This window comes from Streptomyces sp. NPDC026062, assembly GCF_055568375.1.
On record NZ_JBVHOQ010000006.1, the window covers coordinates 98,347 to 119,172 of the forward strand.

Consider the following 20,826-nt stretch of genomic DNA (forward strand, 5'->3'; position numbering starts at 1 on the left):
ACGCGGGGACAGGTCCACGCGGAGGGCCCGGTTCCGAGCCCTCGCCCTCGGATCAGCCTGCGGACCTGTCCTCGTACCAACGTCTGGATCAGCCTTCGGACCCGTCCTCGGAAACGCCCTCGGACCAACGTCTGGGCCAGCCCTCCGTGCGCTTCCAGTGCGCGGCCCCGCCTCCGGACCCAGCCGCGAACCCCGCGAACCCCGAGAACCCCGCGAACCCGCCCTCGGACCTGCCCCGGGCCGATCCAGCCACCTCTTCGCGTCACGCGGACCCCATCGCCTCGCCCCACCGTGCGAGCTCCGCCGCTCCCGCCCACCCCGCCGGCCCGCACCCCCCTGGCAGCACCGAGCACGTCCCTGCGCCCATTCCCACCGCCCTCTCCGCCTCCGCCCCCGTAGCCGCCTCCGTACCCGTCTCCGACCGGGGGCGGGCGGGGACTCACGGCCGGCCGCATACCCGCGCCACCCCGTGGGGCGAGGCCCGTGCCGTGGCCGCCGGGGCCGGCCGGGCGGTGACTCCGCGTACGGTGCGGCTTCCCCTCGGCCAGGCGCTCGGGCAGGTGCTGGCCGGGCCGCTCGCCGCTCTCACCGACCTGCCGTCCTTCGACACTTCCGCCATGGACGGCTGGGCCGTCTCAGGGCCCGGACCGTGGACCATCCGGGACAACGAGGGGATCCTCGCCGGCCACGCCACCCTCACCCCGCTTCCCGACGGCGACGCCATCCGCATTGCCACAGGAGCCCGGATCCCGGCGGACGTCACCGCCGTCATCCGCAGCGAACACGCCCACGCCGACGAGGCCAAGGGGCTGCTGCACGCACAACGCCACGTGGACCCGGGGCAGGACATCAGGCCGCGCGGGCAGGAGTGCCGCAAGGGCGAGCAACTTCTCCCGGCCGGCACGCTGGTGACGCCCGCCGTCCTCGGGCTGGCCGCTGCCGCCGGCTACGACGAGCTGCCGGTCCGGCCGAAGGCGCGCGTCGACGTTCTCGTCCTGGGTGACGAACTCCTCACGTCCGGGCTGCCGCACGACGGGCTGATCCGGGATGCTCTCGGCCCGATGATCGGCCCCTGGCTGTGTGCCCTGGGCGCCGAGGTATCCGCGCCGCGCCGCCTCGGCGACGATGCGGGGGCCCTTCAGCAGGCACTCACCGAATCCGAGGCAGATCTGATCGTCACCACCGGTGGTACCGCAGCCGGACCTGTCGACCATGTGCACCCCGTCCTTGCCCGGATCGGTGCCGAACTGCTCATCGATGGAGTCGCCGTGCGCCCCGGTCACCCCATGCTGCTGGCCAGGCTCGGGGCCGGAGGGCCGTACATGGTCGGGCTGCCGGGCAATCCACTGGCTGCGGTGTCCGGGCTGCTCACCCTGGCCGAGCCGCTGCTCCGCGGATTGGCTGGCCGGACCTCGGAGGAGCCCTACCGCGTCGCCGTTCACGACGACGTGCACGGGCACCCGCACGACACCCGTCTGGTGCCCGTGGTCCATCGCACAGCCGGATCCCCGGGACCGGCTTTCGGATCCTCAACTCGTTGGGACGGCCGGGGAACCGATGGGGGTACGGATCACGTCGTACCCCTGCATTACAACGGTCCCGCCATGCTGCGCGGTGTCGCTGTCGCGGACGGGCTGGCCGTTGTGGAGCCGGGCGGGGTACGGTCCGGCACCGAGGTGGAGATCCTCGATCTACCGTGGGCCTCGGCGACGCCGTGGACTGAAGGGTGTTTCACGTGAAACTTCCCGGCCATGACGCGATGGCCAGGCGGGCCGACGAGCATGTCGTTCCCACCCGGGTGATGCTTCCGCGCAGGGTCGTCGACGGACCGGCCCGGCAGGTCGCCAAGCGGTTGATGATGGCTCTGGCCGTGCTCGCCGTGACGGTGCTGATCGTCTGGGTCGACCGCGGCGGTTACCACGACGCCGCCGACGGCACCGTCGACCTCCTGGACGCGGTGTACTACGCGACGGTCACCCTCTCCACCACGGGGTACGGCGACATCACCCCGTACAGCGCCGGTGCCCGGCTCATCAATGTGGTGCTCGTGACACCGCTGCGCGTGCTCTTCCTCATCATCCTGGTCGGCACCACCCTTGAGGTCCTCACGGAACGGACCCGCGAGGACTTCCGGCTGAAGCGTTGGAGAACCAACTTGCGTGACCACACCGTCGTCGTCGGCTTCGGCACGAAGGGCCGTTCGGCGATCCAGACACTCTGCGCCACCGGGCTGCGGAAGGACCAGATCGTCATCGTCGACCCGGCGTCCAAGGTGATAGAGATCGCCAACGCCGAGGGCTTCACCGGAGTGCTCGGGGACGCCACCCGCAGCGATGTCCTGCTGCGGGCCGAGCTTCAGAAGGCGCGTCAGGTCATCATCGCCACCCAGCGCGACGACACGGCGGTGCTGGTCGCACTGACCGCCCGGCAACTCAACCGGGGTGCGAAGATCGTGGCCGCAGTGCGCGAGGAGGAGAACGCTCCTCTGCTGCGGCAGTCCGGCGCCGATGCGGTCATCACCAGCGCCAGTGCGGCAGGCCGACTGCTGGGGCTGTCCGTGCTCAGTCCCAGTGCGGGCACGGTGATGGAGGACCTGATCCAGCAGGGCAGCGGACTCGATCTCGTCGAACGGCCGGTGATAAAGGCCGAGGTGGGCAAGAACGTCCGGGAGACCGAGGACCTCGTCGTCAGCGTCCTGCGCGGCCACCGGCTTCTGGGGTACGACGATCCGGCGGCCAGCCCGTTGCAGCTGACGGACCGCCTGATCACCATCGTGCGCGCTTCCAATGAACCGCCCCTGAACCACCCGCCGCACGCGGCTCCGCGCGGCTGAACGAGTCGAGGCGGCAACAGAGGTCCGCTCCCGCCTCCGCCACCACTGCCTCCGCACCACTGCCTCCGCCACCGCCGCCTCCCCCAGCCCCGCCCTGTCCCGACGCCTCGGGGCGGGGCGGAGCCATGGCGGGCCGTCCCGCGCGTCCGCGCCCCCGGGGTGGCCGCACCGCCGCACCCGCCCCGCACCCGCTCAGCCCGTCCCGCCCGTCCCGCCCGTCCCGCACCCGCCCCGCCCGTCCCGCACCCGCACCCGCCCCGCACCCGCTCAGCCCGTCCCAGGCCGGACCCGCGCTGTTCCGCGCCGCACCACCGCACATCGTGTCCGTTCACACGCCACGGAGTAGCCTCGCGGCCATGCATGCGATCACGATTCCCGAACCCGGTGGCCCCGAGGCACTCGTCTGGGCCGAGGTGCCCGATCCCGTACCCGGCGAGGGCGAGGTCCTCGTCGATGTCGTGTCCAGTGCGGTGAACCGGGCCGATGTACTCCAGCGGCAGGGCTTCTACAACCCGCCTACCGGCGCCTCCCTCTATCCGGGCTTGGAGTGCGCGGGCCGCATCTCGGCTGTCGGCCCCGGTGTCGTCGGCTGGTCGGTCGGCGACGAGGTGTGCGCGCTCCTCGCGGGCGGCGGCTATGCGGAGAAGGTCGCCGTTCCCGTCGGGCAGCTGCTTCCCGTACCGGAGGGGCTGGACCTCACGCTCGCCGCGGCGTTGCCCGAAGTGACGGCCACCGTCTGGTCCAACGTGTTCATGGTGGCCCATCTGCGGCCTGCCGAGACGCTGTTGGTGCACGGTGGGTCCAGCGGTATCGGCACGATGGCGATCCAGCTCGCCAAAGCCGTCGGTGCGCAGGTCGCTGTGACCGCCGGGGGCCCGGAGAAGCTGGCCCGCTGTGCGGAACTCGGCGCCGACATCCTCATCGACTACCGGGAACAGGATTTCGTCGAGGAGCTCAGCAAGGCGACGGAGGGGGCCGGCGCGGACGTCATCCTCGACATCGTCGGTGCGAAATACCTGGAGCGGAACGTGCAGGCGCTGGCCGTCAACGGGCGGCTCGCGATCATCGGTCTGCAGGGCGGGGCCAAGGGCGAGCTGAATCTCGGCGCCCTGCTGAACAAGCGGGCCGCCGTGACGGCTACGTCGCTGCGCGGGCGCCCGCTCGCGGAGAAGGCCGCGATCGTGGCGGCCGTACGCGAACACGTCTGGCCGCTGATCGCCGACGGCGTCGTGCGGCCGGTCGTGGACCGCACCCTGCCGATGCGGGACGCGGCAGAGGCCCATCGGGTGATGGAGTCCAGCACTCACGTCGGCAAGGTCCTCCTGCAGGCACCCGCCTCCGCCTGATCAGGAGACCCGGACGGGCTGTTTCCCCGACGGACTGATTCCCGGACGGGCTGTTTCCCCGACGGGCTGTTTCCCCGACGGACTGTTTCCCGTCCGGACGGACTCCCGGACTCCCGGACGCGCGACGGGCCCAGCACACGCAAACCGTGTGCTGGGCCCGTCGTGTGAGATCAGTGGATCCGTGGATCCGTGGATCCGTGGATCCGTGAATCGGTGAATCGGTGGATCCGTGAATCGGTGGGTCCGTGGATCAGCGGGAGCGGGTCGGTACTACAGGTACGGGCCGGAGCGGAGCGCCCCGTGCGGGTCCGCGCCGCCTTCCTCCTCCTCGTGACCACTACCGGGGGGCAGCGCGCGGCGCATCTGCTCCAGCTGTGCACGGGCCGCCATCTGCTGGGCGAACAACGCCGTCTGAATGCCGTGGAAAAGGCCCTCCAGCCAGCCGACCAACTGGGCCTGAGCAATCCTGAGTTCCGCCTCGGAAGGCACGGACTCCTCGGTGAACGGCAGGGAGAGCCGTTCCAGCTCCTCCACCAGCTCCGGCGCCAGGCCGTCCTCCAGTTCCTTGACCGAACTGGCGTGGATCTCCTTCAGGCGCACTCTGCTCGCCTCGTCGAGAGGCGCCGCCCGGACCTCCTCCAGGAGCTGCTTGATCATGCTGCCGATGCGCATGACCTTCGCGGGCTGTTCGACCATCTCCGTCACCGGAACCTCCCGCGACTCGTCGTCAGTGCCACCGCCGCCGATCGCCATTCCGTCCTGCCCCACCACGAGGACTTGGGGGTGCTCCTGCGACCGTTCATTCCTCGGCATCTCCATGCTGTTCATTGTCTCGCACACGCGCCGTACAACATGGTGGTGCCCCCGGAAACGGATGATCCACCGTTTCCGGGGGCACCGGATGTGTGTCGAAGCTGCCGGTCAGACGGGTGCGGCGGCCCTGTGCGGGCTCACCCGGCGCGCCGTGCCAGCGTCAGCCGGGAGCGGGTGAGAACCGCCGCCAGCAGCCCGGCCAGCAGCGGTACGGCCACGGCCAGCAGCCCGATGGTCGCCCAGGGCAGCACGATCGGTGTGAACGCGGACTCCATGGGCTCCTCCCGCATCGCGGCCATCGAGTTGCGCAGGTCGACGAGGCGCAGTGCCACGGCGGGCACCAGGCCCGCAGCCGTGCCGAGCAGCACCCCGGTGAGCGCCACCACCAGACACTGGAAGCCCGAGAGCGTCCGCCGCACCCGTGGGGGAGCGCCGATCGCGCTCAGCGTGGTGAGGTCGGCCTCCGCGTCCGCCTTGGCGAGTCCGGTGGTGATCGCCGCCGCACCCAGGGTCACCACTCCTGCGAAGAGGGTGAGGATCAGCAGCGCGATGTCCATCCGGCTGCCGGAATCCCCTTCGGTCTGGAGCCAGAATCCGCCGCCGGCCTGGTCGATGGCGGCCGAGACGCGCTGCTCCTCGGCGTCCGTGGGCTGGCTGGGTACGGCGTACACGCTGCCGGCCAGCTGGGTGTGCAGGCCCAGCCGCTCGGCGGTCGGACGGGGAAGGATCATGCGGATGCCGGGGGTGGCGGCGTACTCGGCGTCCGCGACGTAGACCTTGAGCCGGTCCGTGGTCCTACGGGCCGGGCCGGGGTGCAGCTTGCGGTTCTTCTTGTCCTTGACGTTGTACGTGTGGACGACCTTGAGCGTGACCTCGCCGTTCTTCGCGTACGCCTGGTTGAGCAGGACGGGGGTGCCGGCCTTCAGAGCGGCGACGGCCTCGGGGTCGTCGAGCTTGGCGTAGGTGTGGAGCAGGTCCGTGCCGCCGACCACGATGTTGTTCGCGTCCGAGCTGAAGCTGCCGGAGGAAAGGTATTCGTCCACACAGGCAGGGGAGTTCATCATCTCCCGGTGCTCGTCCGCGGAGAGCCGGGCGGCGAGCTGCTTGGCGCCCGTCGTGTTGAGCGGACAGGTGTGGCCCTTGCCGGTGGGCTTGACCAGTTCGATGCTGCCGCAGCCGCTGTCGTCGTCCTCGTAGTAGACGTTGCAGTCGCTGCCGGCCCAGACCCGGGAGAAGTCGGCGTGGCCGCCGGTCACCGTGATGTTCTGCTCGACGGACGCCCGGATCAGCGGGAGCCGTTCGGTCGTCTCGGCGTCGGTGGCCGAGAGGACCATCGTTCCCTTGGTGAGCATGGGCGTGTAGTCGTGGTCGGACTCGGCGAGACTGCTGGACATGTACGTCGCGACGGCCACCGAACCCGCGACGGCCGCCATCACGGCGGCGACCGCCGGAGCGGTGCGGCCACGGTTCCGGGCGGCGTCGCGCAGCGCCATCCTCGGCGAGAGCGGCAGCCTGCGGCCGAACCGGCCCAGCATGCCGACGATCGCCGGAATGCAGGCGAGCAGACCGAGTTCGGCGATGACCGAACCTCCGGCGACGAGCGCTGAGGTGCCGCTGGTACCGCCGTAGACGGCGACGACGATGCCGAGGGCCAGCACCACGGAGCCCACGGTGGGCAGCACCCGGGAGCTTCGGCGCACCCCGCGTCGTCCGGTGAGCGATTCCAGTACGGACTGCCGGGCGGCCACGATCGCCGGAGCGGCTGCCGCGAGAACCCCGGTGACCAGGCCGAGGGCGGCGATGACAAGCAGCTCCGTCGGCTTCAGGACCAGGGAGCCGAAGCGGCGTCCCGCCCAGTCCTCGATCAGCGGCCGGAACGCCACCGTGAGCAGCAGCCCGCCGGCCACACCGGCCACCGCCCCTGCGGCACCGAGCACCAGACCGCCGGACAGGACCACGGCGCGGACATGGCGCTGGTCACCGCCGCAGGTGCCCACCAGCCCGAGCTGGCGGCGTGAACGGCGCGCACCGACGGCGAAGGCAGGTCCGGCGAGCAGGACGATCTCCAGGAGGGCCATGGCGACCACGGTGATCAGGGCCGTGCTCAGCTCGCCGGAGCCGTTGTCGGAGTAGCCGCTCGCCGAACGCGCCATCGGGACCTCGGAGTCCGGCGGCGGGTTCAGAGCCACCTGGCGCGACGTGACGAGGGCGCCGGCCTTGTTGGCCGCGAGTACGTCGCCCCAGCTGACTCCGGTCCCGCCCGCTCCCTTGACCAGCCACTCGATCGAGCCGGTGTTGGGCGGGAGCACCTTCTTGTCGCGGTCGGCCGCGGCCTGCCACGGGGCGATGACGGATCCCGGTTCGGCGTACAGCTTCTGCGACTCCAGGTCGTCGGGCTGCTCGACCAAGCCGGTGATGGTGTAGCTCCGGCCCGCGCTCTTGACGGTCGTTCTGGAGCCGATGTGCAGCCCCGACGACTTCAGGAACGGCTTCGTGGCCACCATCTCGCCGGTGCCGCGCGGGAACTCGCCCTCGACCAGGTCGATCTTGCCGCGGGCCATCGGGTCCGAGGTCTTGAACTCGACGATCTCGGTGTTGGTGATCCCGTACGCGGTCGTGACCGCGGCGGGCACGGACTGGATGCCGATCGCCCGCGCGCCCTGGGGGAAGACGGTGCGCATGTTGATCGGCGGCACGTCCTCCTCGGGCGGTTCGTCACCGGCGGTGTCGTACCAGTTCCCCTCGGGCATCTGCTGGAGCGGTCCCATGCCCGGGTCGCTGTACAGGGCGTCTGCCGAGCCCATCTGGGCCGTCAGCTGCTCGGCCAGGGTGGAGTCCACACTGCGGTACGTGATGTCGGCGGCGGTCACTCCGAGCACCGGCAGCGCGATCATGGCGACCACCAGGGCGCTGCGGCCCTTCGACCGCAGGGCGTCGCGTCGGGCTATCCGGAGGGCGGCGCGCCACCCCGTGAAGAGGCTCACTCGGCGCTCCCGGCGGCCAGCAGCGATTCGGCTCCGACGGCCAGGGTCTGGTCGACGATCGAGCCGTCTCGCAGGAAGACCACCCGGTCCGCCCAGGCGGCGTACCTCGGTTCGTGCGTCACCATCACACCGGCGGCGCCCTGGTCGCAGCGGTTGCGCAGCAGCGCGAGGACGGTCTCGCCGGTCTCGGAGTCGAGGGCCCCGGTCGGCTCGTCGGCGAGCACCAGGCGCCGGTCCCCCACCAGCGCGCGGGCGATGGCGACGCGCTGCTGCTGGCCGCCGGACATCTCGTCGGGGAAGCGGTCGGCGACGTCGAGAAGCTTCATCTCCTCCAGCGCGGCACGGGCCTCCTTGCGTGCCTTGCGGACCGAGACACCGTCGAGTTCGCGCGGCAGGGCGATGTTCTCGGCGGCGGTCAGGGCGGGGATCAGGTTGTAGTCCTGGAAGACGTAGCCGACGCTGCGGCGGCGCAGGGCAGCTATGCCCTTGCGGCCGAGCGTGGAGATGTCCTGGCCCTCGATGACGACCTGGCCGCCGGTGGCGGTGTCGAGCCCGCCGGCGAGCGTCAGCAGGGTGGACTTGCCGGAGCCGGACGGGCCCATCACGGCGACGAGCTCACCGGGGTGCACCGCCAGGTTGATCCCGCGCAGTGCGTGGACCTGGGCGATCCCGGTGCCGTGGGTGCGGGTGAGGTCGCGGAGTTCGAGCACCGGCGCGTCCACCGGGTGGGGCGGAGCGGCTGGGGACGGGGAGGGGACGTGCAGGGACATGACGGTCGGTTCCCCCTAGGAACGGGTCTGTGGTCTGTGGCCCGCAGCCGGTGTCCGGCCGGCGGGCCAGGGGCCGTCGGCCGGACACCGGCTGCGGGCGGCCTGGGCGGCAGGCCGTGGCCGGGGCCGAGCGATCCCGGCGGTCGGGCCGGGCCCTTGGCCGGAGACGTGGCTGAGCGACATGGGACGCCGGCTCAGCGGCTCAGCGGCTCAGCGGCTAAGTGGCTCAGCTCAGCGGCTCAGCGGCGGGCGCGGGGCCGGGAGGCGGCGCGTGCTCCGTTGCGCGGGAGCGCGGTGGCTTCGGGCTCCGTGGCGGCGGCCTCGGCGAGCCGGACCAGCCGGGACTCGCAGTGGTCCAGCCAGCGGGCCTCTGCCTCGGCCTGGAAGATCAGCTGTTCCAGTACCAGCAGCCAGGCGACCTCGTCGCGGTTGGCGGGCGCGTCGGTGAGCGCCTGCGCCTTGAGACGGGTGTAGTCCTGCATCGCCTTCACCGTGTGGTGGCGCTGGGACTGGATGACGGACCGGATGTCGACTCCCGGAGCGCCGACGGCCATGGCGAGCTTGATGGCCAGTTCGTCGCGGGGCGGGCTGCTCCGGTCGACCGGCGTCTCGAACCAGGTGCGCAGCTCGGTCCGTCCCTCGTCGCTGATCGAGTAGAGAGCGTGCCCCTGGTCGTCCTCGCCGTCCTGGACGACCAGGTTGTCGCGCTCCAGCCTGCTCAGCGTCGTGTACACCTGCCCGACGTTGAGCGGCCAGGTGGAACCGGTGCGCGATTCGAATTCGGTGCGGAGCTGAGAGCCGTACTTGGGCCCTCGTTCGAGGAGGGCCAGCAGCCCGTGACGGATCGACATACTGAGTATGTATACCGAGTATGTTGCCGAACGCAAGTCTCCCCGGGCCCGTGCCGCGGCGATCGCAGCCCCCGCTGTGCGGTGGTCAGCCGGAGCGGCGCAGACGAAAGGCGAGGAAGCCGATGCCCAGTCCGACCAGGGCGATTCCGGCGCCGAGCGAGACTTGCTTGACCTGCTCGACCGCTGCTCCGTCAAGGGCCTGACGCGAGATCCGGCCGGTGCCGGGGGATGCGCTCGACTCCGGAACGACGGCCGGATCGGCGGCGGGCCGAGTCGCCGGCGACTCGTTCTCGGCATCGTCCTCGGCTTCGTCGAGGGCATCGGCCCGCGCGAGTTCCTGGGGCGTCAGCGTCCTCCCGGGCCGAGGCCGCCCCTCCCCGGCGGGCCACCCGGCCAACGGCGACCTGGCATGGTCCGGGCGCGGTGATCCGGCGCTCGGCGACGGCGGTGCGGAGGTGGTGGGCGGGGCGGTGGACGGGGTGTCCGGCGGGGTGGCGGGCGACCCCGTGGACTCGGCGGCGGGAGGAGCGGCATGGGCGGCTTCCGTGCCCGTTATGGCCCCCAGTGCGGTGGCTGCCGTCAGTGCCAGGCAGGCCACGCACCGTGAGGGCCGTGAAGGCCGTGAGGTGGGGCGTCCTGAAGCCATGACGTCAGCGTCACATGTGACGTTATGTCCGGCATCTCAGGTGACGCGGACGGATGGCGGACGGACGTACGGCGACGCGGACATACGACGACGCGGACGTACGGCGACGCGGACATACGACGACGCGGACATACGACGACACGGATATACCGCGAAGGGACATACGGCGGACGGACGTACGACGAAGTGACGTACGTGAACCGCCGCACGCGAACGGCCGCAGGCGAACCGTCACACGCGAACGGCCGCACGTGAACCGCCGTACGGCGAAGAGGCACATAAGCCCCAAGCCCCGCCCCGGCGCCTCTGAGTCGCGCCCCTGAGCCACGCCCTACCTCGCGTGCGCCCCCGCGCTACCCCGCGCCCCTACGCCGGGTCGCCCGTAGCGATGCGCAGCTCGAAGTGCGCACCCGTCTCGGAGACCGCGGCGCCAGGCGTGGGGAACTGATCGATGACCTGGTCCTCCGCGTAGGCGTTGCCCGGGACCTTGATCTGCTTGATGGTCCAGCCCGCCGCGTCCGCGCAGGCGCGGGCCGAGAGGATGTCCTTGTAGAGGAAGCTCGGGGCGCTGACCTTGCTCGGGTCGTCGGTGTCCTCCCTCGCGGCCGTGCAGGCATCGGTCTTCATCGTCCGGTTCCGCTCCGGATCCTTGTGGTCACCGCCCGGGGATTCGCTCGACGTGGCCTCGGTGCCGCCCTTGCCCGAGTCGTCGTCCTTCATCGCGAGCGCCGTGATCAGGCCGCCGATCGCGATCAGGGCGACGACGATCGAGCCGACGATCACCGGCATGTTCCGCTTCGAGCCGCCGCCCGAGGACGGTGCGTGCGTCTGTGCCGGGACCGAGTACGGCGGCGGGGTCTGCTGCTGCATCGGCGACATCGCCGCCGGCGTCTGGTACGCGGGAGCCGACTGCGGATAGCCGTACGACGCCGCCGGGGCGGGAGCCGGGGTCGGCGTGCCGTAGGGGCCCGGCTGCTGCTGCGACTGGTAGGGGCCCGGCTGGTACGGCGTCTGGACGTTCGGCGGTGCGGGGGTGGACTGGTCGACCGGCGGGAAGACGGCCGATCCGACCCCCGAGCCGCTGTTCGACGGTGCGCCTGTGCCGCTGACGATCACGGGGGCGCCCGTCTGTCCGCTCGCGTTCAGCACGCGCGCGATCTCGTCCTGCATCGCGGCGGCACTCGGGAAGCGCTCGTTGGGGTTCTTCTTCAGGGCGCGGGCGACGAGGGCGTCCATCGCCGGGGTGATCGACCGGTTGATGGTGGACGGGGCGACCGGCTCCTCCTGCACATGCGCGTACGCGATGGCGAGCGGGGAGTCCGCGTCGAAGGGGATGCGGCCGGTCAGCAGCTGGAACAGCATGATGCCGACCGAATACAGGTCGGAGCGGGCGTCCACACCGCGGCCGAGCGCCTGCTCGGGGGAGAGGTACTGCGGGGTGCCGACGACCATGCCGGTCTGCGTCATCGAGGTGACGCCCGACTGCATGGCGCGGGCGATACCGAAGTCCATGACCTTCACGACACCGCGCTTGGTCACCATCACGTTGCCGGGCTTGATGTCGCGGTGGACCAGGCCCATCTCGTGGCTGGTGTCCAGGGCGGCCAGCACGTCGGCCGTCACCTTGAGCGCCTTGTCGGCGGGCATCGCACCGTAGTTACGGATGTCCGTCTGGAGGACGGAGCCGAGCGGCTGCCCCTCGACGTACTCCATGACGATGTACGGCATCAGCGCGCCGCCGAGCTCGTCCTCGCCGGTGTCGAAGACGGAGACGATGTTGGTGTGCTGGAGCTTGGCGACCGCCTGCGCCTCGCGCCGGAAGCGCTCGCGGAACGACTGCTCGCGGCCGAGCTCCGTGTGGAGCGTCTTGATGGCGACCTGCCGGTCGAGGGCGGAGTCGTAAGCCAGATATACGGAGGCCATCCCGCCTTCGCCCAGCAGGTCACGCAGCTGGTAGCGGCCACCGGCGACCGAACCGCCCGCGTAGCGACCCTGGGCACCCTGTGCGCCGTCCTGGCTCATGACTTGCTTCCCCCTAGGTCCGCGCGACCGCGCGAAGATCCGTATTACTGGCCAAGTCTGCCCGAGGGGTACGACACGTCAAGCCAGGTGCCCGTTCCGTGACCCTACGCACAAGAAGCGTCTCGGAAGCGTTACAGGAACCGCATGGAATTTGCGTGCCGGGCGCGCGAGCCGGTTGGATGGCCCGTCCCTCTCGAAAACGGTGTGTCCGACGAAGGCTGTAGCGTGACGTCGCAATGAAGCCGGCAACGCGGCCGGCTGCGCAGCAAGGCACCGTGAGAACCGCGGACGCGCGGACAGAAACGACGGCGAGGACTGATGGCACCCGAACCCGAAGCAAACGGCGGCGGAGTTCCGGATGGCACCGACTCCTGGGGCATCGGCGGTGTCGTCGGCGACGGGCGCTACCGGCTGACCGGCCGCCTGGGCCGAGGCGGTATGGCCGAGGTCTTCGCGGCCGAGGACGTCCGGCTCGGACGTACGGTCGCGGTGAAACTGCTGCGCTCCGACCTTGCCGAGGACCCGGTCTCCAAGGCCCGGTTCACGCGTGAGGCACAGTCGGTCGCCGGCCTCAACCACCATGCGGTGGTGGCGGTGTACGACTCCGGCGAGGACACCGTGGCCGGCCAGACCGTCCCGTACATCGTCATGGAGCTGGTCGAGGGCCGCACCATCCGTGACCTCCTGCTCAACGCGGAGGCCCCGCCTCCGGAGCAGGCGCTGATCATTGTCTCCGGGGTGCTGGAGGCACTGGCCTACTCGCACCAGCACGGCATCGTGCACCGTGACATCAAGCCGGCCAACGTGATCATCACGCACTCCGGCGCGGTCAAGGTGATGGACTTCGGCATCGCCCGTGCCCTGCACGGCGCGCAGTCGACGATGACCCAGACCGGCATGGTCATGGGCACGCCGCAGTACCTCTCCCCCGAGCAGGCGCTCGGCAAGGCCGTCGACCACCGTTCCGACCTGTACGCCACCGGCTGTCTGCTCTACGAACTTCTCGCGCTGCGGCCCCCGTTCACCGGAGAGACGCCGCTCTCCGTGGTGTACCAGCACGTGCAGGACACTCCGGTCCCGCCGTCGGAGATCTCGCAGGGCGCGGTGCCGCCGGAGCTCGACGGGCTCGTCATGCGCTCGCTCGCGAAGGACCCGGACGACCGGTTCCAGAGCGCCGAGGAGATGCGCGGACTGGTCCAGTACAGCCTCCAGATGCTCCAGGTGCAGGGCGGTCACACCGGTACGTGGAACACCGGCCCCGTCGTGATGAACGACGGTCCTGGCACCCCGCCCCGGGGCATGACCGGCGCCACCCGCGCGATGAACTACCAGCAGTACGGCGACACCTCGCAGGGCCCGATCCTGCCGCCGATGAACCCGGACGACGGGGGATACGACGGCGGCAGCACCCGGCAGGGCGGTGACGGCCGGGGCAAGATGTGGCTGTTCATCGTGCTCGCGCTGATCGCGATCGGTGCGGGTGTCGCGATCGCGGTCAACGCCGCACAGGGCAGCGGCGAGACGCCCGAGGCGCCGCCCTCCTCGTCGTCCAGTTCGTCCTCCTCGACGGAGACGTCGGCCTCGCCGACCGACGAGGAGACGACGCAGGACACCGAGCAGCCGGGGAACTCCACGGGCGATCAGCAGGAGACGCCCCGGCAGCCCTCGTACACCCCGTCGTACACCCCGAGCGAGACGGCCGAGCCGACTCCCACCCCCTCCCCGACGGAGACGAACACGCAGGGTACGAACACGGGCGGTGGTACCAGCACGACCGGCGGAAACACCGGGGGCGGCGCGGGCAACACCGGTACCACCGAGGGAAGTACCGGGACCAGCGAGGGCAACACCGGTACCACCGAGGGTAACGAGGGCGCCACCGAGGGCACGGACACGGGCGCGGACGCCGGTGCGGACGCCGGGAACACCGCCGCAGGAGCCACCACGAGCGCCGGGGGCACGACCGCCGGGTGACCCTTACCCGGTGAACGCGTCGAGCACCGCGGCGTATTCACGGGTCCACCAGACCGCCAGGGCCGACACCGCGGGGAACTGCGGGTCGGCCCTGCGGTCGTTCAGGCAGTACCGCCAGTGCAGTATCCAGAAGTCGTTGAGCCGCTCCCACCACACCCGGTGCACCGCCGCGGCCAGTTCGTCCGGCCCCGCACCGGCCGCCCGCCGGTAGGCGCGCGCGTAGGCCCGTACCTTCGCCAGCTCCAGCTCCCCCGCGGGCTGCACGAAGAAGATCGCCGCGGCCCGTACCGCCTCTTCCGCGCGCGGCTTCACCCCCAGCCGGTCCCAGTCCAGGATCGCCACCGGGTCGTCGCCCCGGTAGAGCACGTTCAGCGGGTGGAAGTCACCGTGCACCCAGCCGGTCGCCGGACCGTCCGGGGCGGGCGGACGGCGGTCCGCGTGCTGTTCCAGCAGCTTGCGCCGCTCCAGGAGCCGGTGCTCGGCCAGTTCGTCGAAGGAGTCCCGGGGCCGCCGGCCGCGCGCCGCGGCCAGCAGTTCGTCGATCAGCGCGAACGTGTCGGAGGGGTCCGGGCTGGCGTGTCCGGACCGCCCGCCGGCCCCGGCACCGATCCCCGCACCGATCCCCGCGCCGGTGCCCATCACCTGCTCAAGACCTGTGTGTACGGCTCCGAGCAGCGCCCCGAGACGTAACGACTGGGCGACGGTGAGCTGGGCGCCTGCCCGGTGCAGTCCGTCGACCCAGGGGTGCAGGGCGTAACAGCGGCCGCCGATCTCGGTGACGGTGTCGCCGTCGCTGTCCACGACGGGAGGCGCGACGGGTACTCCCAGTGACTGGAGCCGCTGGGTGGCCCGGTGCTGGCGGACGATCGTGGCGCGGTCGCCGGTGGAGTCGTCCAGATGGTGCTTGAGGAAGTAGGAACGGCGGGTCGTGGACACCCGGTAACCGTGGTTGAGCAGGCCTTGGGCAAGAGGTTTACAGGTGAGCGGCTCTCCGGCGTCCGGGTAGCGGCTCAGCACCTCGCCGACCGGAGGAACAGGCGGGGAGGTTACATATGAGCGCGGCACTCGCCAGATGTTAGATCACGCTGCGTTGCGGATCTGCGGAGTTGCGTGGAAGTCCAGAGTGTGCACAGTGACGAAGTGGGGGTCGAGCCGGAGGTACGCCGGCTCGAAGGGTTCGCCGTTGACCTCGACCGGGGTGGGGCCGAAGAGCTCGCGCTGGGCGCGGGTCGGCTCGACGAGCTGCGCCGGTCCGGTGAACTGCACGGACCACAGGTCACTGCCGCCGGCCGAGGCGGCGGCGTTGTAGTTGTCCGCGCCGTACGCCACGACGGAGCCGTCGCAGGCGTCGTGATAGCCGAGACCGGCGTGCATGCGCAGCACGACGCGGCCGTCGGCGACGATGTGCCGGGCCACCGTCAGGATCGGGAGGGCTCGCATACTCGTCGCCAGCCGGCCGTAGGGCACCCGGTCGAGCAGTTGGATCGCGTGGAGTTCCTCTGAGGACATGCTCTCCACTGTCCGTCACGGCGGGGAGAGGCAGAAGAGGCCGCAGCCCCGGGTAGGAGGGACCTAAGTCCCGAAGATCACCGGGGACCGAGGCCCCTTGCGCACAGAAACGCGGACGTGCGGAAGCGCGTACGCACGGACGAGCCGAAGTGCGGACAAGTGGAGATGCGGGAAGTCCGGACGAACGGAGATGCGGGACGTGCGGACGTACTGCGGAAGTGCGGACGAGTGGACGGGTGGACGGGTGACCGTCGGGCTCAGCGCTTCTCGGCCTGGAGACGTGCCACATAGGCGGCGGCCTGCGAGCGCCGTTCCATGCCCAGTTTGGACAACAGGCTGGAGACGTAATTCTTGATCGTTTTCTCGGCGAGGTGGAGCCGTTCCCCGATCACCCGGTTCGTCAGCCCCTCGCCGATCAGATCCAGGATCTTGCGTTCCTGGTCGGTGAGGCCGGCGAGTTTGTCGTCGCCCCGGCCCTTCTTCCCGTCGCGCAGCCGTTCCAGCACCCGCGCGGTGGCCACGGGGTCGAGCAGGGATTTTCCGGCGGCCACGTCGCGTACCGCGTTCAGCAGTTCATTGCCGCGGATCGCCTTGAGCACATATCCGGCAGCGCCCGCCATGATCGCGTCGAAAAGTGCCTCGTCATCGGCGTACGAGGTCAGCATCAGGCAGTTGATGGACTCGTCCCGGGACCGGATCTCGCGGCAGACCTCCACTCCACTGCCGTCCGGCAGCCGTACGTCCAGGACGGCGACATCGGGCCGGGTCGCGGGGATCCGCACCAGCGCGTCCGCAGCCGTGCCGGCCTCGCCGACGACCTCGATGTCGTCCTCGACCGAGAGGAGCTCATGGACTCCGCGGCGGACGACTTCATGGTCGTCCAGCAGAAAAACAGTGATTTTTCCTTCTTTGCGCACAAACGCAGTCTCACACACTCCCCTCTTCCCTGCCGCCGTCCGGCGGGATAACGTGCCGTTGTTCCGGCGGCCTGCAAGGCTGTTACCAGTGCTGTGACCAGCGAGAGTTCCCGAATTCCTCGATTTACTTGGATATCCAAGCAAAATCGCAGGTCAGATAGGGTTTCGCAGTTCCGCAAGGCACTGGGTAACGTGCCTTTTACAGGGCGCTCGCCGGGGCACCTGTCACGCCTGTTCCGAACCGAGCGGCACCCACCCCGTGCACGGGTACGGACGCAGGCGAGCCGCACTGGTTTCCCGGCAGACCCCGGGGGCCGGACCGACGGAGGAGCACGCACGTGACCGTGGAGAGCACTGCTGCCGCGCGTAAACCGCGACGCAGCAGCAAGCGGACCAGCGCCGCGAAGACGCCCGCGAAGACATCACAGGATTCCGGACCCGAGCTCGTACAGCTGCTGACGCCCGAGGGCGAGCGGGTCGAGCACCCGGACTACTCGATCGACCTGACCGAGGACGAGCTGCGCGGGCTGTACCGCGACATGGTCCTGACCCGCCGCTTCGACGCCGAGGCCACCGCGCTCCAGCGCCAGGGCGAGCTGGGCCTGTGGGCCTCGCTGCTGGGCCAGGAGGCCGCGCAGATCGGTTCCGGCCGGGCGCTGCACGACGACGACTACGTCTTCCCGACGTACCGCGAGCACGGCGTCGCCTGGTGCCGGGGGGTCGACCCGACCAATCTGCTCGGGATGTTCCGCGGGGTGAACCACGGCGGCTGGGACCCGAACACCAACAACTTCCACCTGTACACGATCGTCATCGGCTCGCAGACCCTGCACGCCACCGGCTACGCCATGGGCGTGGCCAAGGACGGCGCGGACTCGGCCGTGATCGCGTACTTCGGTGACGGCGCCTCCAGCCAGGGTGATGTGGCCGAGGCGTTCACCTTCTCCGCGGTCTACAACGCCCCCGTGGTGTTCTTCTGCCAGAACAACCAGTGGGCGATCTCCGAGCCGACCGAGAAGCAGACCCGGGTGCCGCTCTACCAGCGCGCCCAGGGCTACGGCTTCCCCGGCGTCCGGGTCGACGGCAACGACGTACTCGCCTGCCTGGCCGTCACCAAGGCGGCCCTGGAGCGGGCCCGCCAGGGCGAGGGGCCCACCCTCGTCGAGGCGTTCACCTACCGGATGGGCGCGCACACCACCTCCGACGACCCGACGAAGTACCGGGCCGACGAGGAGCGCGCCGCCTGGGAGGCCAAGGACCCGATCCTGCGCCTGCGCACCTACCTGGAGAACGTGGGCGCCGCCGACGAGGCGTTCTTCACCGCTCTGGACGAGGAGAGCGAGACCCTCGGCAAGCGGGTCCGCGACGCGGTGCGGTCCATGCCGCAACCGGACCGGATGGCGATCTTCGAGCACGCCTACGCCGACGGGAGCGCGCTCGTCGACGAGGAGCGCGCCCAGTTCGCCGCCTACCAGGCATCGTTCGCCGAGGAGAGCAAGTAGCCATGGCCATGGAAAAGATGTCCCTCGCGAAGGCGCTCAACGAGTCGTTGCGCAAGGCCCTCGACACCGACCCCAAGGTCCTCATCATGGGTGAGGACGTCGGCAAGCTGGGCGGGGTCTTCCGGATCACCGACGGGCTCCAGAAGGAATTCGGCGAGGGCCGGGTGATCGACACCCCGCTCGCCGAGTCCGGCATCGTCGGTACGGCGATCGGCCTGGCCCTGCGCGGCTACCGGCCCGTCGTGGAGATCCAGTTCGACGGCTTCGTCTTCCCCGCGTACGACCAGATCGTCACGCAGCTCGCGAAGATGCACGCCCGCTCGCTCGGCAAGATCAAGCTGCCGGTCGTCGTGCGGATTCCCTACGGCGGCGGCATCGGCGCGGTGGAGCACCACAGCGAGTCGCCCGAGGCCCTGTTCGCGCACGTAGCGGGCCTGAAGGTCGTCTCGCCCTCCAACGCGTCCGACGCGTACTGGATGATGCAGCAGGCCGTCCAGAGCGACGACCCGGTCATCTTCTTCGAGCCGAAGCGCCGCTACTGGGACAAGGGCGAGCTCGACACCGAGTCGATCCCGGGGCAGCTGCACCGGGCCTCCGTCGCCCGTACCGGCACGGACCTGACGCTCGTCGCCTACGGCCCGATGGTGAAGGTCTGCCTGGAGGCCGCCGCGGCCGCCCAGGAGGAGGGCAAGTCGATCGAGGTCGTGGACCTGCGCTCGATGTCCCCGATCGACTTCGACACCATCCAGGCCTCGGTCGAGAAGACCCGCCGCCTGGTCGTGGTCCACGAGGCCCCGGTGTTCTACGGCTCCGGCGCGGAGATCGCCGCTCGCATCACGGAGCGGTGCTTCTACCACCTGGAGGCACCCGTGCTGAGGGTCGGCGGCTACCACGTCCCGTACCCGCCGGCGCGGCTGGAGGACGAGTACCTGCCGGGTCTCGACCGTGTGCTCGACGCCGTCGACCGCTCGCTGGCGTACTGAGGACGGGGACGTGACAACGATGACCGACACTTCCAACGCTGCTCGCTTCCGTGAGTTCAAGATGCCCGACGTGGGCGAGGGACTGACCGAGGCCGAGATCCTCAAGTGGTTCGTCCAGCCCGGCGACACCGTCACCGACGGCCAGGTCGTCTGCGAGGTCGAGACGGCGAAGGCGGCCGTGGAGCTGCCGATCCCGTTCGACGGGGTGGTGCACGAGCTGCGGTTCCCCGAGGGCACGACCGTCGACGTCGGCCAGGTGATCATCGCGGTGGACGCGGCGCCGGGCTCCCCGTCCGAGGCACCCGCCGCCGAACCGGCCCCCGCCCCGGCCGCCGAGGCCGAGCCCGAGGCCGAGGCGCCGAAGGGCCGCCAGCCCGTCCTGGTGGGTTACGGCGTCGCCGAGTCCTCCACCAAGCGGCGCGCCCGTAAGGGCACGGAGGCGGCCCCGGCCGCCGCATCCGCCGCGATCCAGGGCGAGATGAACGGCACCGGCCACGCCGCGGTCGCCGAGGCCCGGCCGCTCGCCAAGCCGCCGGTGCGCAAGCTCGCCAAGGACCTGGGCATCGACCTGACGACGGTCACCCCGACCGGCGACGGCGGCATCATCACCCGCGAGGACGTGCACGCGGCGGCGACGCCCACGGCGCCCGCCCCCGCGCCGGTGAGCGCCGAGGCTCCGGTCGCGGCCCCGGCGTCGGCCGCTCCGGTCGCGGCGTCCGCCGACGTGACCGCCCGGGAGACGCGTATCCCGGTCAAGGGCGTACGGAAGGCCATCGCGCAGGCGATGGTCGGCAGCGCCTTCACGGCGCCGCACGTCACGGAGTTCGTGACCGTCGACGTGACGCGCACGATGAAGCTCGTGGCGGAGCTCAAGGAGGACAAGGACATGGCGGGGGTGCGGGTCAACCCGCTCCTGATCATCGCCAAGGCCCTCCTGGTCGCGATCAAGCGGAACCCCGAGGTCAACGCCGCCTGGGACGAGGCGAACCAGGAGATCGTGCAGAAGCACTACGTCAACCTGGGCATCGCCGCCGCCACCCCGCGCGGACTGATCGTGCCGAACATCAAGGACGCGCACGACCAGACGCTGCCGCAGCTGGCGGCGTCGCTGGGCGAGCTGGTCTCCACCGCCCGCGAGGGCAGGACGTCCCCCGCGGCGATGGCGGGCGGCACGGTGACCATCACCAACGTCGGCGTCTTCGGCGTGGACACGGGCACGCCGATCCTGAACCCGGGCGAGTCCGCGATCCTCGCGGTCGGCGCGATCAAGCTCCAGCCCTGGGTCCACAAGGGCAAGGTGAAGCCCCGTCAGGTGACCACGCTGGCGCTGTCGTTCGACCACCGTCTGATCGACGGCGAGCTCGGCTCCAGGGTGCTGGCCGATGTGGCGGCGATCCTGGAACAGCCGAAGCGGCTGATCACCTGGGCGTAGTCGCCCCGGCGGTACGTGTATGAGGTGGGCCCGCGCGATGGTGGCGCGGGCCCATCGCCATGCGCGGGGGTGGGCGCGGTGACAAAGGTTCCGGTTCCGGTCCCGGTCCCGGTTGCGCGCGGAAGGATACCGGGCCGTCCCGAACTGCGTTGCCAAAGCGGTGATATAGCGCGAACTGTTCCGGTGGCCCAATAATCTGCGGGCAGTCCGTTCGCTGCTCCGCGCAGCCGACCGAGGAGGACCT

General features: G+C 70.6%; 16 protein-coding genes. 7 read left to right on the plus strand and 9 right to left on the minus strand.

Features of this window, described 5'->3' with window-relative positions; genetic code table 11:
• Positions 1–65: 65 nt before the first annotated feature.
• From ACZ4LX_RS07410 to ACZ4LX_RS07420, 3 genes are all read left to right on the plus strand, one after another.
• Entirely contained in the window at positions 66–1,739 is a 1,674-nt protein-coding gene (locus ACZ4LX_RS07410; RefSeq protein WP_467640572.1) for a molybdopterin molybdotransferase MoeA, read from the plus strand.
• Positions 1,740–1,759: 20 nt separating this feature from the next.
• Entirely contained in the window at positions 1,760–2,833 is a 1,074-nt protein-coding gene (locus ACZ4LX_RS07415) for a potassium channel family protein (protein ID WP_467640569.1), read from the plus strand.
• 356 nt (positions 2,834–3,189) lie between these two features.
• Positions 3,190–4,179: an NAD(P)H-quinone oxidoreductase gene (locus ACZ4LX_RS07420; RefSeq protein WP_467640317.1), complete on the plus strand. Its 990-nt coding sequence runs from the start codon at positions 3,190–3,192 to the stop codon at positions 4,177–4,179.
• 270 nt (positions 4,180–4,449) lie between these two features.
• On the opposite strand, the gene ACZ4LX_RS07425 is transcribed toward ACZ4LX_RS07420, so the two are convergent.
• The 6 genes from ACZ4LX_RS07425 to ACZ4LX_RS07450 all read right to left on the minus strand — a co-directional run bounded on the left by ACZ4LX_RS07425 (position 4,450) and on the right by ACZ4LX_RS07450 (position 12,265).
• The gene (locus ACZ4LX_RS07425) at positions 4,450–4,998 is read right to left on the minus strand and encodes a bacterial proteasome activator family protein (RefSeq protein WP_467640314.1); all 549 of its coding nucleotides are present in this window, start codon (positions 4,996–4,998) and stop codon (positions 4,450–4,452) included.
• A 131-nt stretch (positions 4,999–5,129) separates the two neighbouring features.
• Complete coding sequence (locus ACZ4LX_RS07430; protein ID WP_467640311.1) at positions 5,130–7,976, minus strand: FtsX-like permease family protein; 2,847 nt, start codon at positions 7,974–7,976, stop codon at positions 5,130–5,132.
• A complete protein-coding gene (locus ACZ4LX_RS07435; protein WP_467640308.1) occupies positions 7,973–8,746 on the minus strand; it encodes an ABC transporter ATP-binding protein in 774 nt (257 codons plus the stop codon). The genes ACZ4LX_RS07430 and ACZ4LX_RS07435 overlap by 4 nt, the downstream gene beginning before the upstream one ends.
• A 239-nt stretch (positions 8,747–8,985) precedes the next feature.
• Positions 8,986–9,597 carry a PadR family transcriptional regulator gene (locus tag ACZ4LX_RS07440; RefSeq protein WP_467640306.1) on the minus strand — a complete coding sequence of 204 codons (612 nt, stop codon included), beginning with the start codon at positions 9,595–9,597 and terminating at the stop codon, positions 8,986–8,988.
• An 85-nt stretch (positions 9,598–9,682) separates the two neighbouring features.
• Positions 9,683–10,243: a hypothetical protein gene (locus tag ACZ4LX_RS07445; RefSeq protein WP_467640303.1), complete on the minus strand. Its 561-nt coding sequence runs from the start codon at positions 10,241–10,243 to the stop codon at positions 9,683–9,685.
• A gap of 366 nt (positions 10,244–10,609) precedes the next feature.
• Entirely contained in the window at positions 10,610–12,265 is a 1,656-nt protein-coding gene (locus ACZ4LX_RS07450; RefSeq protein WP_467640300.1) for a protein kinase domain-containing protein, read from the minus strand.
• A 318-nt stretch (positions 12,266–12,583) separates the two neighbouring features.
• On the opposite strand from ACZ4LX_RS07450, the gene ACZ4LX_RS07455 reads away from it, so the two are divergent.
• Entirely contained in the window at positions 12,584–14,239 is a 1,656-nt protein-coding gene (locus ACZ4LX_RS07455) for a protein kinase domain-containing protein (RefSeq protein ID WP_467640297.1), read from the plus strand.
• Positions 14,240–14,242: 3 nt separating this feature from the next.
• Here the strand turns inward: ACZ4LX_RS07455 and ACZ4LX_RS07460 are convergent, their stop codons facing one another.
• The 3 genes from ACZ4LX_RS07460 to ACZ4LX_RS07470 form a co-directional block, all read right to left on the minus strand.
• Positions 14,243–15,256, minus strand: coding sequence for a phosphotransferase (locus ACZ4LX_RS07460; RefSeq protein ID WP_467640294.1), 1,014 nt, complete (start codon positions 15,254–15,256; stop codon positions 14,243–14,245).
• 63 nt (positions 15,257–15,319) lie between these two features.
• Positions 15,320–15,748 carry a pyridoxamine 5'-phosphate oxidase family protein gene (locus ACZ4LX_RS07465; RefSeq protein ID WP_467640291.1) on the minus strand — a complete coding sequence of 143 codons (429 nt, stop codon included), beginning with the start codon at positions 15,746–15,748 and terminating at the stop codon, positions 15,320–15,322.
• Between the two features lie 257 nt (positions 15,749–16,005).
• On the minus strand, positions 16,006–16,665 hold the full coding sequence (locus ACZ4LX_RS07470; RefSeq protein WP_467640288.1) for a response regulator: 660 nt from the start codon (positions 16,663–16,665) through the stop codon (positions 16,006–16,008).
• Positions 16,666–17,003: 338 nt separating this feature from the next.
• On the opposite strand from ACZ4LX_RS07470, the gene pdhA reads away from it, so the two are divergent.
• Genes pdhA through ACZ4LX_RS07485 form a run of 3 tightly spaced genes read left to right on the plus strand, consistent with a single transcriptional unit; the run spans position 17,004 to position 20,582 of the window.
• On the plus strand, positions 17,004–18,167 hold the full coding sequence (gene pdhA / locus ACZ4LX_RS07475) for a pyruvate dehydrogenase (acetyl-transferring) E1 component subunit alpha (RefSeq protein WP_467640285.1): 1,164 nt from the start codon (positions 17,004–17,006) through the stop codon (positions 18,165–18,167).
• A 2-nt stretch (positions 18,168–18,169) separates the two neighbouring features.
• Entirely contained in the window at positions 18,170–19,150 is a 981-nt protein-coding gene (locus tag ACZ4LX_RS07480; protein WP_467640282.1) for an alpha-ketoacid dehydrogenase subunit beta, read from the plus strand.
• A 10-nt stretch (positions 19,151–19,160) separates the two neighbouring features.
• Positions 19,161–20,582 (plus strand): dihydrolipoamide acetyltransferase family protein, encoded by a 1,422-nt coding sequence (locus tag ACZ4LX_RS07485; RefSeq protein ID WP_467640280.1) that lies wholly within the window; start codon positions 19,161–19,163, stop codon positions 20,580–20,582.
• Positions 20,583–20,826: the final 244 nt, after the last annotated feature.

Excerpts from the sequence above, each read along its gene's own strand:
- ACZ4LX_RS07415 (WP_467640569.1), top strand. The coding sequence starts at position 1,760 with ATGGCCAGGCGGGCCGACGAGCATGTCGTTCCCACCCGGGTGATGCTT.
- ACZ4LX_RS07420 (WP_467640317.1), top strand. The coding sequence starts at position 3,190 with ATGCATGCGATCACGATTCCCGAACCCGGTGGCCCCGAGGCACTCGTC.
- ACZ4LX_RS07425 (WP_467640314.1), bottom strand. The coding sequence starts at position 4,998 with ATGGAGATGCCGAGGAATGAACGGTCGCAGGAGCACCCCCAAGTCCTC.
- ACZ4LX_RS07435 (WP_467640308.1), bottom strand. The coding sequence starts at position 8,746 with ATGTCCCTGCACGTCCCCTCCCCGTCCCCAGCCGCTCCGCCCCACCCG.
- ACZ4LX_RS07440 (WP_467640306.1), bottom strand. The coding sequence starts at position 9,597 with ATGTCGATCCGTCACGGGCTGCTGGCCCTCCTCGAACGAGGGCCCAAG.
- ACZ4LX_RS07445 (WP_467640303.1), bottom strand. The coding sequence starts at position 10,243 with ATGGCTTCAGGACGCCCCACCTCACGGCCTTCACGGCCCTCACGGTGC.
- ACZ4LX_RS07450 (WP_467640300.1), bottom strand. The coding sequence starts at position 12,265 with ATGAGCCAGGACGGCGCACAGGGTGCCCAGGGTCGCTACGCGGGCGGT.
- ACZ4LX_RS07455 (WP_467640297.1), top strand. The coding sequence starts at position 12,584 with ATGGCACCCGAACCCGAAGCAAACGGCGGCGGAGTTCCGGATGGCACC.
- ACZ4LX_RS07465 (WP_467640291.1), bottom strand. The coding sequence starts at position 15,748 with ATGTCCTCAGAGGAACTCCACGCGATCCAACTGCTCGACCGGGTGCCC.
- ACZ4LX_RS07480 (WP_467640282.1), top strand. The coding sequence starts at position 18,170 with ATGGCCATGGAAAAGATGTCCCTCGCGAAGGCGCTCAACGAGTCGTTG.